The sequence below is a fragment of the Amycolatopsis sp. NBC_00355 genome, from assembly GCF_036104975.1.
Classification (GTDB): Bacteria; Actinomycetota; Actinomycetes; order Mycobacteriales; family Pseudonocardiaceae; genus Amycolatopsis.
The window spans coordinates 7,776,670-7,790,201 of record NZ_CP107982.1; the positions used below are offsets into that span (position 1 = coordinate 7,776,670).

Consider the following 13,532-nt stretch of genomic DNA (forward strand, 5'->3'; position numbering starts at 1 on the left):
CGCCATGATTTCCTGGTGCGGTGACCAGGACCGTATCCACCGACGTCGACGGCGAAGTCGCGGCCAGATCCACGCACCGGCTGGCCCTCCGGAGGTCGCTCGCCCGGCTGTCCGTGCGCCCGCGGTCGATCTTGATCCTGTCGGTGATCCCGCTGGTCGCGATCGGGTACGGCCTCTGGGGCTGGCAGCACGACTGGGTGCTCGGCGTCGACAGCGCGGTCTACCGCGCGGGCGCGCTGACGCTGCTGCACGGCGACTCCCTCTACGACGCGAACACCCTCGCCAACGAGCCGTGGTGGGCGCTGCTGCCCTTCACCTACCCGCCGACGGCGGCACTGATCTTCGTCCCGCTGGCGGCGTTCCCGACCCAGATCTCCTGGGGCCTGATCACGGCGATCTCGCTGATGGCGATGGCCCTTTCGGTCCGGATCGCGATCGGCGCCCTGCCCCGCCCGGCCGACGACGGGCCGCGCTGGTGGGCCTCGCCCGCCCGCTCGACCATCGTGTTCTTCCTGGTCTTCCTCGGTCTCGAGCCGGTGTGGCGGACGATCTTCCTCGGCCAGATCAACCTGATCCTGATGGCCATGATCCTGCTGGACATGCTGGTCATCGGCGCGCGGGGGAGCCGCTGGGGCGGCGTGCTGGTGGGCGTCGCGGCGGCGATCAAGCTCACGCCGCTGGTCTTCCTCGGCCACCTGTTCATCACCGGCCGCCGCAAGGACGCGCTGCGCGGGCTGGCGACGTTCGTGCTGCTCCAGGGCCTGATGTTCCTGATCAACGCGCACGACGCGGCCAAGTACTGGACCGTCACGCTGCCCGACACCGGCCGGATCGGCCCGGTGCACTGGGCGGGCAACCAGTCGCTGAACGCGCTGATGAACCGGGCCACCGACCTCGCGCCGTGGGCGTCCAAGGCGGCCATGGGCATCGGCTTCCTGCTCGCTATCCCGGCCCTGTGGCTGCTCATGCGGTTCCACCGCAAGGGCCAGGCGCTGGCCGCGTTGCTGGTGACCGCGTTCTGGACGCTGCTGATCTCGCCGATCTCGTGGACCCACCACTGGGTGTGGGTGGTCCCGCTGATCGTGCTGCTGGTGTCGCGGCTGCCGAAGACGACCCCGGCGACGGCGTGGAAGCGCTGGGTCGGGACGTTCCTGGCGGCGTTCGTGTTCGTCAGCTGCGTGCTGCTGATCCTGCCCAACGGGCGCAACGTCGAGCTGCACTGGACGGTCTGGCAGAACGTCCTGGGCGACGCGTACATCCTGATGCCGGTCGTGCTCGCGCTGGCCCTGGGCCTGCGCTGGGGCCTGCAGCGGCGGGCCCGGAAGAAGAAGGCGGCGGCCGGCGAGCATGTCGACGTCCCCACCGGCGTCTGAGGCCCGCACCGGCCGGGTGCTCGCCGGGGGTATCGCGCTTCTCGTTCTCGCCTTCGGGGTGGTCGCCTGGCTGGCGGGCTGGCACCTGGGCGCGGACAGCGCCGTCTACCGCGCCGGCGCGCTGACCCTGGTCCACGGCGACCCGCTCTACACCCGTGACGTGCTGACGGCGCTGCCCGACTGGGTGCGCCTGCCGTTCACCTACACCCCGGCTGCGGCGCCGCTCTTCCTGCCGTTCGCCCTCGTGCCGTCGGGCCTGGTCTGGGGCGTGATCGCGTTTTTGTCGGTGGTCGCCCTTATGGTCGTGATCACGGTGGTTTCGTCGTCGCCGGGGCGCTCACTCGCGTGGTGGGCGCTGCCGGCGGGAACGGCCGCCGCTCTGGCGCTGGAACCGGTGTGGAAGACGCTGTTCCTGGGCCAGATCAACTTGATACTGATGGCGTTCGTGGTGCTGGACGTCCTGGTGCTCTCGGCGCGCGGGTCGCGTTTCGCGGGCGTGCTGATCGGCGTGGCGGCGGCGATCAAGCTCACCCCGCTGATCTTCGTGCCGCACCTGTTCTTCACCGGCCGGTGGAAGGACGGGCTGCGCGCGCTGGGCACGTTCGTCGTGCTGGAAGCGGTGATGTTCGCGGTCATCCCGGTCGACGCGCTGCGATTCTGGCGGGATTCGGCGACCGACCCGAGCCGGGTCGGGTCGGTGCACTGGATCTTCAACCAGTCGCTCAACGGGCTGGTCAGCCGGGCTTCGCACCTCGCGCCCTGGTCGCTGGCGGTGGCGGTCGGGGTGGCGGCGGTGCTGGCCGTGCCCGCGGTGTGGCTGGTGGTGCGGCTGCACCGGCGCGGGGAGGACGCGGCGGCGCTGCTCGTGACGGCGTTCTACGGGCTGCTGCTCTCGCCGGTGTCGTGGTCGCACCATTGGGTCTGGTGCGTGCCGTTGCTCACGCTGCTGCTGGTGAAGGGCAAGCGCAGGGTCGCGGCGGCGGTCGCGGTGCTGTTCGTCTCGCAGATCGTGATGCTGGTGCCCAACGGCGGCGACACGGAGTTCGGCTGGGGCCTGGGCCTCTCGGTTCTCGGCAACGTCTACGTGCTCGCGGCGGCGGCCGGGATCGTCGGGCTCGCGGTGCGGGAGCTACGGCTGGTCCGGCGGTCACCGCAGGTCGCCACCGTTTAGTCTGAGCGGGCTATGGACAAACACACCGGTCTGCCTGTCGTGGGCATGGTGGGCGGCGGGCAACTCGCCCGGATGACCCACCAGGCGGCGATCTCCCTCGGTCAGTCACTGCGCGTCCTCGCCGCGGGCGAAAACGAGTCCGCCGGGCTCGTCGCGGGTGACGTCGTACAGGGGCACCACACTGATCTCGAGGCGCTGCGGCAGTTCGCGGCCTCGGTCGACGTGCTCACGTTCGACCACGAGCACGTGCCCGGTGAGCACCTGCTGACCCTGGCGATGGAGGGTTACGTCATCCGGCCGGCGCCGTCCGCGCTCGGCTTCGCGCAGAACAAGCTGGTGATGCGCGAGATGATGGCCGGCATGGGCGTGCCGGGCCCCGCCTTCGCCGAAGTGTCCACTGTGGACGACGCGCTGGCGTTCGGCGGCGAGCACGGCTGGCCGGTGGTGCTCAAGGCGTCCAGCGGCGGTTACGACGGCCGTGGCGTCTGGATGCTCGACACCGCGCAGCAGGCCCGCGAGACCGTGCCGCAGCTCCTGGAAGCAGGCACCCCGCTGCTGGTCGAGGAGAAGGTGGTGATGCGGCGCGAACTGGCGGCGCTCGTCGCCCGCTCGCCCTTCGGCCAGGGCGCGGCGTACCCGGTGGTCGAGACCGTGCAGACCGGCGGCATCAACACCGAGGTCCTCGCGCCGGCGCCGGGCCTTTCGGAGGACCGGGTCCACGAGGCGCAGGACCTCGCGCTGCGCGTCGCGTCGACGCTGGACGTCACCGGCCTGCTGGCGGTGGAGCTGTTCGAGACCGACACCGGCCTGCTGGTGAACGAGCTCGCGATGCGCCCGCACAACTCCGGGCACTGGACGATGGACGGCTCGCGCACCTCGCAGTTCGAGCAGCACCTGCGGGCGGTCCTCGACTACCCGCTGGGCCGCACCGACATGGTCGCGCCCGCGTGCGTGATGGCGAACGTGCTGGGCGCGTCGGTGCTGCCCGAGATGGGGCCGGACGAGCGGCTGCACCACCTCTTCGCGCGGTACCCGGAGGCCCGGGTGCACCTGTACGGCAAGCAGGAGCGGCCGGGCCGCAAGCTCGGGCACGTGAACTTCACCGGTGAGCGCATGGACGACCTGCGCAACCGCGCGCTGCTCGCGGCGCACTGGCTGTCCCACGCCGTCTGGCTCGACGGCCACGAGATCCACTAGGAGAACAGCTATGGCGCCGCAGGTGGGCGTGATCATGGGCAGCGACTCGGACTGGCCGGTGCTGGAAGCGGCCGGCGCGGCGCTCGACGAGTTCGGTGTCGGCTACGAGGTCGGTGTCTACTCGGCGCACCGCACCCCGCAGCGCATGCTGGACTACGCGACGTCGGCGGTGGCCCGGGGCATCCGGGTGATCATCGCGGGCGCGGGCGGCGCGGCCCACCTCCCGGGCATGGTCGCCTCGGCGACCGTCCTGCCGGTGATCGGCGTCCCGGTCCCGCTGAAGTACCTGGACGGCCTGGACTCGCTGCTGTCGATCGTCCAGATGCCGGCCGGTGTCCCGGTGGCGACGGTCTCGGTGGGCGGCGCGCGCAACGCGGGCCTGCTGGCGGTCCGCATCCTCGCGGCGTCCGACGAAGGCCTGCGCGCGAAGATGGTGACGTTCCAGCAGGACCTGGAGAAGCTGGTCCTGGACAAGGACGCCGCCCTGCGCGCGAAGGCCGGCCACTAGAGTCGCGCGTCCGAGGTTCGTCGGCAGGGACCGGCAGCGCCCCGAGGCGGCCTCGGTTGCGTCTCACCGCCTTGCACGCGTTTTCACTGCGGGCCGCCGGCGATCGGCCGTTCCAGCGTCGGACAACTTGCGACGCGCGGCACTGGCGGGTCACCACGGCACGGTTTCGCCGTTGCGGTCGAGGAACTCGAGGCCGGGCTTGCCCCGCTTCGCCAGGAGCACGTCGACGATCAGCGGGACGGTCTCGTCCATGGTGAACGGCGCGTCCGGCCCGCCGAGGGCCGTGCGGATCCAGCCGGGGGCCACGACGACGAGCGCGCGGCCGGCCTCGGACGGCCGGGCGGCGAAGCTGCGCATGAGCATGTTCAGCGCGGCCTTGCTGCTCCGGTAGACCTCGCGCGAGCCGGCCGTGTTGTTCGTGATGCTGCCCTGGCCGGACGACATCGCGCCGATGAGCCCGTCCGGTGGCACGAGGTCCTGGAGGGCCTCGATGACGCGCATCGGGCTGAGCGCGTTGGTGACCATCACGTCGACGAAGTCGGCGGTCGAGACCTCACCGACCGGCGTCTGCGGGTTGTTGGTGGTGCCCGCGTTGACGAAGAGCACGTCGAGCCGGCGGTCCGCGAGACGCTCGCGCAGCGGTGGCAGCTGCTCGGGTTCGGTGATGTCGAGGTGTTCGATCTCGACGCGCCCGTCCGATTTGCCCGCCAGGTCGTGCAGGGGCGTTCGCGCGGTGACGTCCCGGACCGTGCCGATGACGTGCCACCCGCGGTCGAAGAGTTCGGTGGCGATCGCGTGGCCGAGGCCGCGCGACGCTCCGACGATGAGGGCAGTGGGGCTGGGTTCGGTCATTCCGTCTCCTCGGGTTGTCCTTCGAGTCTCGCCGCGATGACGTCTTCGAGGCGTGTTCGCCGGGGTGATTTGTAGGATTGCCTCGATGGGAGGAGTCCTGATGGCCGAATCCGTCGTCGCGTCGCCCGAGGACGTGCGTCTCATGCGGGCCCTCCAGGTGGCTCCGCGGGCTTCGTTCGCCTCGATCGCCGGGGCGCTCGGGCTCACCGAAGCCGCGGTCGCCCGGCGCTACCGGCGGTTGCGGGCCGACGGCGTCGTGCGGGTCGCCGGCATCGTCGACCCGGGCGCGCTGGGGCAGAGCAAGTGGCTGGTGCGGCTGCGCTGCCGGCCGGGCAGCGTCGCGGCGATCGCCGACGCGCTCGCGAAGCGCGAAGACGTCAGCTGGGTGGCGCTGTGCGCGGCGGGCTCCGAGATCACCTGCGCGGTCCGCTCCCGCACCCAGGAACAGCGCGACGACCTCCTCGGCCGGCAGCTCCCGCGCACGGCGGCCGTCCTGGACATCCAGGCGTCCGCCATGCTGCGCCAGTTCATCGGCGGCCGCGGGCACTACTGGGCCGCGCTGCGCGGCACGTTGACGCCGGAGCAAGAGGCCGCCCTGGGGATCGACGGCGCGCCGTTCACCGAGGCCCCGGTCGTGGCCCGTGAGCCGGTGCGCCTCACGCCCGAAGACGAGCGGCTGCTCGCCGTGCTCGCCGACGACGGCCGCGCGAGCCTGGTCGACCTCGCCGCGGCGGCGGACCTCACGCCCGGGCGCGCGTCGCGCCGGCTGCAGACGCTGCTGGAGCGGCGCGCCGTCCACATCGACGTCGAGATCGCCGCGACGGCGCTGGGCTACCACGCGCGGGCGAACCTCCTGCTGCGCGTGCACCCGTCGGCGGTCAAGAGCCTGGGCCGGGCCCTGGCGCAGCTGCCCGAAATCGCCTTCGCCGCGGCGGTTTCGGGCCCGCACAACCTGCACGCGGTCGCGCACTGCCGCGACCTGGACGAGCTGTTCGAGTTCACCTCCGACCACGTCGGCTCACTGCCCGGCCTGCAGAGCATGGAGGTCTCCCCGCTGCTCCGGCACGTGAAGCAGGCAGGCACCCTCCTCTCCGGCGACCGCCTGGCCTGACAGCCGGCCTCAGTCGAGCTTGGCCGGCAGCTGCTCCCGCAGCTGGCGTTTGAGCACCTTCCCGGCGGCGGACACCGGGATCTGCTCGACGACGTGGATCTCCCGCAACCGCTTGTAGGGCACGACTTTTTCGTTGATCGCGGCCATCAGCTCGTCCGGGTCGAGCTCGCCGTGCGGGACGACGAACGCCACCGGCAGCTCGCCGACCTCGGTGTCCGGGCGGCCGACGACGGCGGCCGCCGCGACGCCCGGCATCGTGATCAGCAGCTCCTCCAGCTCGCGGGGGAAGACGTTGTAACCCTTGTACAGCAGCATGTCCTTCTTGCGGTCCACGATGGACAGATAACCGTCCTCGTCGAGGATGCCGATGTCGCCCGTGTGGAGCCAGCCGTCGACCAGCGCGGCCGCCGTCTCCTCCGGGCGGTTGCGGTAGCCCTGCATGATCTGCGGGCCGCGCAGGCAGACCTCGCCGCGCTCACCCGCCGGAACCGGGTCTTCGCCGCCCTCGGCCGGGACGACCTTGACCTCCGTGTCGAAGATCGGCACGCCCACCGAGCCGACCTTGCGGGTGCCCGAGCGGTACGTCGGGGAGATCGCCGCGCCCATCGTCGCCTCGGTGAGGCCGTAGCCCTCGGCCACCACGACACCCGGGAAGCGCTCGCGCAGCGCGTTGATCATCGCGTGGTTCATCGGTGCCGCGCCGGAGCCGATCGACCGCACCGAAGACAGGTCCGCGGTGTGGAAGGACGGCGTCGCGAGCAGGGCGGCGAACAGCGCGGGCGCGCCGCCCAGGCCGGTGACCCGCAGGCGTTCGGCGTCGGCGATGTAGGCGGCCGGGTCGAAGCGCGCGTGGAGCACGGTCGTCGTGCCGCCGATGATCGCCGCGTTCATCCCGCCGATGATGCCCATCGCGTGGAACCACGGCGTCAGGTTGATCGCGACGCCGGTGCCGAGCCGCGAGGGCCACTCGTCCTCGCTGCCGATCTGGTCGATCGTGATCTCGCCGTCCGCGTCCAGCGCCGGCACCGAGCCGGAGCCCCAGCACGAGTGCTGGAGGGTGTTGACCACGACGTTGCGGTGGGTGAGCCGCACGCCCTTCGACCGGCCGGTGGTGCCGCCGGTGTAGGCGAGGTGCGCGAGGTCGGCGTGGACGTCGATGGCGACCTCAGGGCGCGTCTCCGGCCGGCCGGCGTGGAACGCCTCGAACTCGACCTGGCCGTCGAGCAGCTCGCCCGTGGGGTTGACGACGACCGTGAACTTCGCCGGGATCCGGCCGGCGACGCTCGCCAGCGCGCCCGCGACCGGCCCGAACGTCACGACGGCCGCGGCCTCGCAGTCGGCGAGCTGGAACGCCAGGTCGTCCGGCGGGAGCAGCGGGTTCGTCGGGCTGAAGGTCGCCCCGGCCATGAGCGTGCCGTAGTAGGCGATCGGGAAGGCCAGGCAGTTGGGCAGGTGCAGCGCCACGACGTCGCCGCGGCCGATGCCGCGGTCGATCAGGGCGTTCGCGAACCGGCAGGCGGCCCGGTACGTCTCGGTGAAGGTGAGGCTGCGGCCGTCTTGGGCGAAGGCGGTCCGGTCGCCCCAGCGGGTGGCGCCCGCGGTGAGGATCGAACCGACCGGGACTTCGGGGTAGTCGAGGGAGGCGGGCAAACCGGGCGGCGTCGTCGGCGCGGTGAGCGGCATCACTCGACCATACGAATTCTGCGGCCAAGGACACAAGGACGACGGCGGACGCGGTCAGTGAACGAGCGCTAACATCGATGGAACTCTCCCGACGTCGTAGAGAAGGTGACCGGAAGTGACCGACGGCCTGTACCAGCTTGCCGAAGAGCACGAGGAGCTGCGGGCCGCGGTCCGGGCCCTGGCCGAGAAGGAGATCGCGCCGTACGCGGCCGAGGTCGACGAGAACGAGCGCTACCCGATCGAGGCGTACAACGCGCTGGTCAAGTCGGGCTTCAACGCCGTCCACATCGGCGAGGAGTACGACGGCCAGGGTGCCGACGCCGTCGGCGCCTGCATCGTGATCGAAGAGGTCGCCCGCGTCGACGCGTCGGCGTCGCTGATCCCGGCGGTCAACAAGCTGGGCACCCAGCCGATCATCCTGTCGGCCTCGGAAGAGCTGAAGAAGCAGGTCCTGCCCTCGATCGCGTCCGGCGAGGCGTCGGCTTCGTACGCGCTCTCGGAGCGCGAAGCGGGCTCGGACACCGCGTCGATGCGCGCCCGCGCGCGGCTCGACGGTGACCACTGGGTGCTCAACGGCACCAAGTGCTGGATCACCAACGCGGGTGAATCGACCTGGTACACCGTGATGGTCGTGACCGACCCCGACGCGGAGAAGAAGGCCAACGGCATCTCGGCGTTCGTGGTCCACAAGGACGATCCGGGCTTCTCGGTGGGCCCGAAGGAGAAGAAGCTCGGCATCAAGGGCTCTCCGACGCGCGAGATCTACTTCGAGAACTGCACGATCCCTGCGGACCGCATCATCGGCGAGCCCGGCACCGGCCTGAAGACGGCGCTGCGCACGCTCGACCACACCCGGCCGACGATCGGCGCGCAGGCGCTGGGCATCGCCCAGGGCGCGCTGGACGCGGCGATCGCGTACGTCAAGGAGCGCAAGCAGTTCGGCAAGGCGATCGCGGAGTTCCAGGGCGTCCAGTTCATGCTGGCCGACATGGGCACCAAGATCGAGGCGGCCCGCCACCTGGTCTACGCCTCCGCGGCGGCGTCCGAGCGCGGCGACAAGCGCGCGGGCTTCATGGCCTCGGCGGCAAAGATGTACGCGTCGGACATCGCGATGGAGGTCACGACGGACGCCGTCCAGCTCTTCGGCGGCGCCGGCTACACCCGCGACTTCCCGGTGGAGCGCATGATGCGCGACGCGAAGATCACGCAGATCTACGAAGGCACGAACCAGATCCAGAAGGTCGTCATGGCCCGCGCCCTGCTCAAGGGCTAGATTGATCTTGATCTGGTAGTTCGGGCGGACCTGGTGGTCCATGATCAGGTCGTCACGAGCACCAGGCCACCCGAATGCGGCCCGCCGCCACCAAGGGCGCCTGCGGCGTCGCTCCGCGATGAGCTGCGCTCACCCCTGACACCCGCGACCCGGCGCTAACGGGCGGCAGGGGCGAGGGAAGCGGGGCGAATGGGCGCGGCAGTTCGGGTACCGGTAAACCCGTTGAGGGCCAGCGGACCATGGCGCCATACTTTGGTCAATCCGCCTCAACAGGTGCACGGGGCGCCCGAGGTACTGCCGAACCGGCAGGGTAAGCAGCGACGTGGCGGATGTCGCACGCGTGGTGCGCGATCGGCACCTGCGTATCCCCTGCCGGACCCGCATCGCGGTCACGCCGAAGACCCCGACATCGCCAGGCCGTCTACAGGCCGTCGGACGTCGGGGAAGGCCAAGATCCGCCGAGAAGTGTTGATATGAGTTTACGCAGCTCAGAGGCTGTTTTCAGGCATGATCGCCAAGTCGGCTCAGGTCAGCCGTTAGATCACGCAGACCTACGAAGGCACGAACCAGATCCAGAAGGTCGTCATGGCCCGCGCCCTGCTCAAGGGCTGATTCGATCTCGATCCGGTAGTTCGGGCAGCCTGAGGCCGGTGGCCAGGTCCTTGCGGGCCGTCGTCGGCCTCAGGTTGCCCGGATGTCCCGTCGAAGGCGATGATCTCTTCGTGGGTTTTTTCGCCGCGAGGCACAGGACGACGGAGTCGGGAACAGATGACTTCTCCTGAGGACGCGAAGAGCGCATCGCGCTCCGTCCGGAACGTTGCCTGGAGCTCGCTCACCGAGGCTGAAGCCGACGCGATCCGCGCCATTTACGAAGACGCCTTTCCGGCGACCGAGCGGCGCGTCCTCGCCGAAGTCGTGGCCACGTCCGACTGGCTGTGGGTTGCGAAGAGCGATGACACGGTGACCGGCTTCGCGACTGCGGCCTTGCTGCCGACGGCGAACGCCGCTCTTTTGCAGTATCTCGCCGTGGTCCCGCGATTCCAGTCGGCGGGAATCGGGTCGCTTCTGCTGGCATGCATCGAACGCGACCTGTGCGATTCGGGGAATGCGCTGGATGGCGTCTACATCGAGATCGAGCCGCTGGACGGCCCGGACGACGGGCAGCAGACCGAGCGGCGGTACACCTTCTACCTGCGCTGGGGCGCTGAGCCGGTAATTCGCATGCAGGAGTACTTCATCGCCGACTTCTCCTCGGCGTCACCCAGCCGCGTGCCGATGCTTCTGCTCTGGCGGTCGTTGAGCGGGGCCGGCCAGCCGGGATCGGACCGCCTTCGAGATGCTCTGTCCGACATCTACGAGAGTGAGTACTCGCAGTACGCCGATCCGAGCTTTTTCAACGACATCCTGGGCCGGGTTCGCGGTTAGACCCGGTGTCGGCGGTGCCGTCCGTGTGGCGACGGCGGCACCGACGATGGGGTCGAGAACGTTTCGGACGACAGGCTCGTACCATTCGCCGTGCTCGGTCCAGTAGTCCTGGATCGCCCGGCTTCTGGACGCTACGTATTCGAAATAGACGATCCACGAAGTTCGGTTGTCCTCGTCGAAGAAGACATCGGTGTTGAGGGTGAACGCCATGAGATCCACGAACATCTCACTCACGATGCGTACTTTCAGGCCCAGCTCTTCGGAGTCCGGGAGAGGTGTGTCGTCGTAGAAGTAGGTCCGCATGCCGGGGTCGTTCAGGAAAACCGTGGTCAGGTTCTGCATTTCCCGGGTCACGTTCTGGTACAGCAGAGACTTGTTGGATTTCGCGAGGATGGCCGTCTGTTCGGCAACATGGGTCGCCTGCTTGGTCTGGAGGCGGGTTTGTTCGGCCACGTAGGACGTCTGCTCCACTTGTGCGGCGATTTGCTTGCTGACCGCGTCCAAGCTTTGGATTGACGCATCGCGTTGATCTCGCAATGACTCGGACTGTCTTTTCAGCTGGAGTGCCACGAACACCAGGGTCAGTAGTGTGCCGGTCGCGCCGGCCACGGTACCGAGGGATTCGACAACGTCGGTCCATTTGACGGTTTCGGCGACTTGCGCGACGTTCAGTGCCAACTGCATGCACGCGAGTCGCAGGCGGGCCGCGGTTTGTTACGCCGCCGGAAAAGATCACGGCCCTCGGCAAGATCTGCACCGGAGGCCGCGTGATCTGCCGGAAACTGCCGGATGGTCACACAAGTGCCTTCGTTTCCCGGGAAAGGAGTGGCCGGCAAGCCGCCGGGGGCCGGAAACCGGCCACGCGGAACCCTGCCACCCCCTCCGGTCTCCCGGACGACGGGGCGCGTGGGCGGGGTGCGGGACTTGTAGCAGGTCAGAGCCCGGAAGGAAATCACTCACCAGGGGGAGTGTCCGAACAAGTTACCCGCGCGTTAATGAGTGTGGTGATGCAGGTCACCGTCGGTTCACAGAGAGGTGAATTGGATGGGCTTGAGGACGTGCAGCCGGCTGGTCGCCGGGTTGGCCGTGGCAGCCGCGCTCGTACTGGGGGCCACCACGGCCCAGGCCGCGGAACGAGAACCCACCGGGCCCGTGCAGCCCAACATCCTCACCGCCGCCGTCTACTCGCTGGGGGCGCCGACCATCGCGCCGCCCGGGACGAACGACTGGAACTGCAAGCCGAGCGCCGCGCACCCGAATCCGGTGCTGCTGTCCAACGGGACCACCGCCAACGCCTACGAGAACTGGGCGAACCTCTCCCGGAAGCTCGCCAACGCCGGGTACTGCGTCTTCGCCGGGAACTTCGGCGGTACGCCCGGGACGTTCCTGCAGACCGTCGGGCCGATCGCCGACACCGCGAAAGCGCTTGCCGCCTTCGGGGACAAGATCCTGAACGCGACCGGCGCGCAGAAGCTGGACGTCGTCGGGCACTCGCAGGGCGGGATGAACATCCGGTACTGGATCAAGTACCTGGGCGGCGCGGGCAAGATCAGCCGGCTCGTCGGGCTGTCGCCGTCCAACCACGGCACCGATCTCTTCGGCCTGCTGAGCACGCTCGAGATGATCCCGGGGGTGCCGGCCGTGCTCGGGACCGTGTGCCAGTCGTGCAACGAACAGGCCGTCGGGTCGGCCTTCCTCACCGACCTCAACGCGGGTGGTGAAACCGTCGAAGGCATCCAGTACACCGTCATCCAGACCCGCTACGACGACGTCGTGACGCCGTACACCAGCGCGTTCCTGCCGGCGAAACCGAACGTGAAGAACATCCTGCTGCAGAACGTCTGCGGGCTCGACTTCACCGACCACCTCGGCATCACCTACGACCCGGTCGCCCAGGGACTGGTGCTCAACGCGCTCGACCCCGCGCACGCCAAGACGCCACCCTGCGTGCTGGTGCCGCCGGTGATCAGCTGAGCTACGCCACATGAGACATAACCCACCGCCGGGGCGGATTTCCGTCCCGGCGGTGTCACGCTCGAAGCATGTACTGGCCGGTCCCCGCGTCCTGGACACCCCGTGACGAAGCCGAGCTGGTCGCCGGCTGGCGGCTGTGGCTCGAGCTGGCCGACCGCGCCTGGCCCACCGCGGCCTGGGACGGCACCCCGGCCGGCGCCGTCGCCCAGCTGCGCGACCTCCTCGCGGCCTGCGACGAGATCGAGACGTCCTACCGCGCCGCCACCGACGCGCCGTCGGCCGGCTTCCTGCGCCTCGTGCAGGGGCTCGTCGTCACCGCCGGCACCGCGATCGGCCTCTGGTGGGACGACTTCGACCAGCTCGACAGCGAACGCGCGGCGCTGCTGCACGACGACCTCGCGCGGTTCGCCGAGCAAGCGGAAGAGGTGCTGAGGCTGCTCGCCGTCCACGGCGGCTGGACCCGCCTCGACGAAGTGCGCCGCCGGCCCGCCTAGGGCTCGGTGAGGGTCGGGTCGGTGCCGCCGTCGTCGACGGGCAGGAACTCCGTGCCGCCCAGGACGTCGACCAACGGCTGATCCAGTGTCAGCTGCCGGTCCGGGCCCAGCACCCACCCGAGTTCGACGACGGTGTCGACGTGCTCCCGGCGTTCGATCCGGTGCGCGACGTCCGGGCCGTCGAGGGACCACACGCCGTCGAACGCCAGCCGCAGCCGCGCGGTGAGGCGGCCCGGGCCCGGCGTGTGCCAGCGGAACCGGTGGACGGCGAACGCGGTGCTCCAGCTCGTCCAGTACTGCCAGCCGGTGCCGTCCGCGCGGAACCCCAGCTCGGTGTACTCGGGCGAGCCCGGATCCAGCGCCGACTCCGACCAGTAGCCGACCAGTCGCGCATCCATGCGGGCATCGTCCCATCACCGTGGGCGATTAGGCCGCATGGCGCAGCCGATCGGGCTTCACAATGGGTACCCA

General features: G+C 69.8%; 12 protein-coding genes. 9 read left to right on the top strand and 3 right to left on the bottom strand.

Annotated features, from left to right (window positions below; genetic code table 11):
• Nucleotides 1–20: 20 nt before the first annotated feature.
• Genes OHS18_RS35820 through purE form a run of 4 tightly spaced genes read left to right on the top strand, consistent with a single transcriptional unit; the run spans nt 21 to nt 4,249 of the window.
• Complete coding sequence (locus OHS18_RS35820; RefSeq protein WP_328613755.1) at nt 21–1,373, top strand: glycosyltransferase 87 family protein; 1,353 nt, start codon at nt 21–23, stop codon at nt 1,371–1,373.
• Nucleotides 1,348–2,544 (top strand): glycosyltransferase 87 family protein, encoded by a 1,197-nt coding sequence (locus OHS18_RS35825; protein ID WP_328613756.1) that lies wholly within the window; start codon nt 1,348–1,350, stop codon nt 2,542–2,544. Before OHS18_RS35820 ends, OHS18_RS35825 begins: the two co-directional genes overlap by 26 nt.
• 12 nt (nt 2,545–2,556) lie before the next feature.
• Entirely contained in the window at nt 2,557–3,741 is a 1,185-nt protein-coding gene (locus OHS18_RS35830; protein WP_328613757.1) for a 5-(carboxyamino)imidazole ribonucleotide synthase, read from the top strand.
• A 10-nt stretch (nt 3,742–3,751) separates the two neighbouring features.
• Entirely contained in the window at nt 3,752–4,249 is a 498-nt protein-coding gene (purE, locus tag OHS18_RS35835; protein ID WP_328445025.1) for a 5-(carboxyamino)imidazole ribonucleotide mutase, read from the top strand.
• 150 nt (nt 4,250–4,399) lie between these two features.
• Here purE and OHS18_RS35840 read toward each other — a convergent pair whose 3' ends face one another.
• Complete coding sequence (locus OHS18_RS35840) at nt 4,400–5,101, bottom strand: SDR family NAD(P)-dependent oxidoreductase (protein ID WP_328613758.1); 702 nt, start codon at nt 5,099–5,101, stop codon at nt 4,400–4,402.
• A 100-nt stretch (nt 5,102–5,201) separates the two neighbouring features.
• Here OHS18_RS35840 and OHS18_RS35845 point away from each other — a divergent pair, with 100 nt between their 5' ends.
• Nucleotides 5,202–6,212, top strand: coding sequence for an Lrp/AsnC family transcriptional regulator (locus OHS18_RS35845; RefSeq protein WP_328613759.1), 1,011 nt, complete (start codon nt 5,202–5,204; stop codon nt 6,210–6,212).
• A 9-nt stretch (nt 6,213–6,221) separates the two neighbouring features.
• Here OHS18_RS35845 and OHS18_RS35850 read toward each other — a convergent pair whose 3' ends face one another.
• A complete protein-coding gene (locus OHS18_RS35850) occupies nt 6,222–7,895 on the bottom strand; it encodes a class I adenylate-forming enzyme family protein (protein WP_328613760.1) in 1,674 nt (557 codons plus the stop codon).
• A gap of 115 nt (nt 7,896–8,010) precedes the next feature.
• On the opposite strand from OHS18_RS35850, the gene OHS18_RS35855 reads away from it, so the two are divergent.
• From OHS18_RS35855 to OHS18_RS35870, 4 genes are all read left to right on the top strand, one after another.
• On the top strand, nt 8,011–9,168 hold the full coding sequence (locus OHS18_RS35855; RefSeq protein ID WP_247060937.1) for an acyl-CoA dehydrogenase family protein: 1,158 nt from the start codon (nt 8,011–8,013) through the stop codon (nt 9,166–9,168).
• Between the two features lie 768 nt (nt 9,169–9,936).
• Entirely contained in the window at nt 9,937–10,593 is a 657-nt protein-coding gene (locus OHS18_RS35860; RefSeq protein WP_328613761.1) for a GNAT family N-acetyltransferase, read from the top strand.
• A gap of 1,044 nt (nt 10,594–11,637) precedes the next feature.
• Nucleotides 11,638–12,567 carry an esterase/lipase family protein gene (locus OHS18_RS35865; RefSeq protein WP_328613762.1) on the top strand — a complete coding sequence of 310 codons (930 nt, stop codon included), beginning with the start codon at nt 11,638–11,640 and terminating at the stop codon, nt 12,565–12,567.
• A 68-nt stretch (nt 12,568–12,635) separates the two neighbouring features.
• Entirely contained in the window at nt 12,636–13,061 is a 426-nt protein-coding gene (locus OHS18_RS35870; RefSeq protein ID WP_328613763.1) for a hypothetical protein, read from the top strand.
• On the opposite strand, the gene OHS18_RS35875 is transcribed toward OHS18_RS35870, so the two are convergent.
• The gene (locus OHS18_RS35875; RefSeq protein WP_328613764.1) at nt 13,058–13,459 is read right to left on the bottom strand and encodes a hypothetical protein; all 402 of its coding nucleotides are present in this window, start codon (nt 13,457–13,459) and stop codon (nt 13,058–13,060) included. The genes OHS18_RS35870 and OHS18_RS35875 overlap by 4 nt on opposite strands.
• Nucleotides 13,460–13,532 lie beyond the last annotated feature (73 nt).

What these genes read in the sequence shown, in the direction of transcription:
- OHS18_RS35845 (WP_328613759.1), top strand. Translation starts at nt 5,202, where the DNA reads ATGGCCGAATCCGTCGTCGCGTCGCCCGAGGACGTGCGTCTCATGCGG.
- OHS18_RS35830 (WP_328613757.1), top strand. Translation starts at nt 2,557, where the DNA reads ATGGACAAACACACCGGTCTGCCTGTCGTGGGCATGGTGGGCGGCGGG.
- OHS18_RS35860 (WP_328613761.1), top strand. Translation starts at nt 9,937, where the DNA reads ATGACTTCTCCTGAGGACGCGAAGAGCGCATCGCGCTCCGTCCGGAAC.
- OHS18_RS35875 (WP_328613764.1), bottom strand. Translation starts at nt 13,459, where the DNA reads ATGGATGCGCGACTGGTCGGCTACTGGTCGGAGTCGGCGCTGGATCCG.
- OHS18_RS35865 (WP_328613762.1), top strand. Translation starts at nt 11,638, where the DNA reads ATGGGCTTGAGGACGTGCAGCCGGCTGGTCGCCGGGTTGGCCGTGGCA.
- OHS18_RS35840 (WP_328613758.1), bottom strand. Translation starts at nt 5,101, where the DNA reads ATGACCGAACCCAGCCCCACTGCCCTCATCGTCGGAGCGTCGCGCGGC.
- OHS18_RS35825 (WP_328613756.1), top strand. Translation starts at nt 1,348, where the DNA reads ATGTCGACGTCCCCACCGGCGTCTGAGGCCCGCACCGGCCGGGTGCTC.
- OHS18_RS35870 (WP_328613763.1), top strand. Translation starts at nt 12,636, where the DNA reads ATGTACTGGCCGGTCCCCGCGTCCTGGACACCCCGTGACGAAGCCGAG.
- OHS18_RS35850 (WP_328613760.1), bottom strand. Translation starts at nt 7,895, where the DNA reads ATGCCGCTCACCGCGCCGACGACGCCGCCCGGTTTGCCCGCCTCCCTC.
- purE (WP_328445025.1), top strand. Translation starts at nt 3,752, where the DNA reads ATGGCGCCGCAGGTGGGCGTGATCATGGGCAGCGACTCGGACTGGCCG.